The following is a 2030-nucleotide window of genomic DNA, read 5'->3' as shown; positions in this document are numbered from 1 at the left end:
CGGTGGAACCCACGGTGCCGCTGCGGGTCGCGATGCGCCATCCGGCGTACCGGTCGGCGTTGCTGTCGAACTTCGCCACCGGCTGGTCGGTGTTCGGACTGCGGGTCGCGCTGGTGCCGTTGTTCGTCACCGAGATCCTTGGCCGCGGCCCGGGAGTTGTGGGTCTGGTGCTGGCGATGATCGCGATCGGCAACGTCTGCGCGGTCATCCCCAGCGGCTACCTGTCCGACCGGATGGGCCGGCGAGGCCCGCTCATCACCGGATTGGTGGTGTCAGGGGTTGCGACAATGCTGCTCGGAGCGATGTCATCGGTGCCGACGTTCATGGCCGCGGCATTTGTGACCGGTGTGGCACTGGGCATGTACAGCGCGCCGCAGCAGGCCGGAATCGCCGACATCATCGGCAACCAAGCCCGGGCCGGCACCGCGGTAGCGACCTTCCAGATGATGGCGGATCTCGGGGCGATCGCCGGCTCGGCAGCGGTCGGCGTGATCGCCGAGCAGCTGTCCTTCGGGTGGGGTTTCGTGGTCAGCGGCGCGGTTCTGCTGGTGGCGGCGGCCGGCTGGATGCTGGCGCCGGAAACCCGGGCACCTGCCGCCGCCTCGGTCGTGAACGTCGAAGGGTCATCCCCCGCGGGTGACGACGCCCGACCGGCTGCTGAGCGTGTCGAGCAGCCGCGGCGTCCGGTTGTGGCCCCGCTTGGCACCGCGGCCGGACAGGGCTGAGCTGCTCGACCATCGGCGCAACCGCCGCCCGAAATCGCCGCACTACCATGGGGTGATGGGCGGCAAAAATGGTTTCGACGGCGCACCGCGCTCGGCGGTTGTGGTGGGAGCGGGCATCGTCGGTTTGTCGACGGCCTGGTTCCTGCAGGAGCGCGGTGTCGAAGTCACCGTGGTCGACCGCAGCGGCGTGGCGGCCGGTTCCTCCTGGGGTAATGCGGGCTGGATCTCACCGGCGTTGGCCATCCCGCTCAACGAACCCGGCAACCTGCGTTTCGGTCTGCGGTCGCTGCTGAGTTCGACTGCGCCGCTGCAAATCTCACCGACACTCGACCCGGCGGTGTGGAAGTTTCTGATCCGCTTCGCAGCACATTCCCGACCATCGTCGTGGCGCCGCGCGGTACGGGCGAACCTGCCGCTGAACGCCGAGTGCCTGGAAGCCTACGACGTGCTGGTGAACAACGGGGTCGACGCGGCGCTCACCGAGGCGCCGATCACCGCGCTATTCCGCTCGTCGGCCGACGCTGAGCGGACCCTGGAGGAGTTGCGGCGGTTCTCCGCCGAGGGCCAGCCGGTGTCCACCACGGCGTTGACCGGGGCGGCCCTGCGCGGGCAGGTGCCGCTGGCGTCGGGCGCGGTGACCTACGCGGTCCAGATCGATGGTCAGCGTTTCGTCAACCCCGGGCGCTTCGTGACCGCGCTGGGCCGCGCCGTCGTCGAACGCGGGGCCCAGTTGCACATCATGGATGTCGTCGACGTGGTTCCCGCCGGCGACGGTGTCACGGTGAGTGCCCGTGACGGCCGGACGTTGACCGCGGTGGTGGCGGTCATCGCCACCGGCGCCTGGCTGTCCCGATTGGCGAAGCGCTGGGTCCGGATGCCGGTGCAGGCCGGGCGCGGCTACTCCTTCACGATGCCGGTGGACAGGCTGGTCCCCGGTCCGATTTACCTGCCGGATGCCCGGGTGGCCTGTACGCCGTTGAACGACAAACTGCGGGTCGCGGGCACGATGGAGTTCCGTGACCCCGACGCCCCGGCCGCCGCGGCACGGATCGAGGCCATCGTCGACGCGGCGCGCCCACTGCTGGAGGGGGTGCGCTGGGACGAACGCGACGAGGTGTGGGTCGGCCCGCGTCCGGTGAGCCCGGATGGTCGCCCGGTGGTTGGGGAGGTGTCGGCGGGGACCGTCTACGTCGCCGGCGGCCACGGTATGTGGGGTATGACGCATGGGCCGGCCACCGGCCGGCTGCTGGCCGAGCAGATCACCACCGGCAAGCAGTCTGCGGTGCTGCGTGAATTCGACCCGCT

General features: G+C 70.2%; 2 protein-coding genes. Both read left to right on the top strand.

Annotated elements, in window-relative coordinates; all coding sequences use genetic code 11:
• The coding region (locus tag AC2VON_RS13655) for an MFS transporter (protein WP_486953449.1) at positions 1–725 on the top strand (725 nt) is incomplete at its 5' end.
• A 55-nt stretch (positions 726–780) separates the two neighbouring features.
• A partial coding sequence (locus AC2VON_RS13650) for an NAD(P)/FAD-dependent oxidoreductase (protein ID WP_486953448.1) occupies positions 781–2030 on the top strand: 1250 nt, incomplete at its 3' end.

This window comes from Mycobacterium sp. TH-M82 (assembly GCF_057473605.1).
The sequence above is the reverse complement of the archived record's forward strand: the minus strand, read 5'-3'. Positions and strand labels throughout refer to the sequence as shown.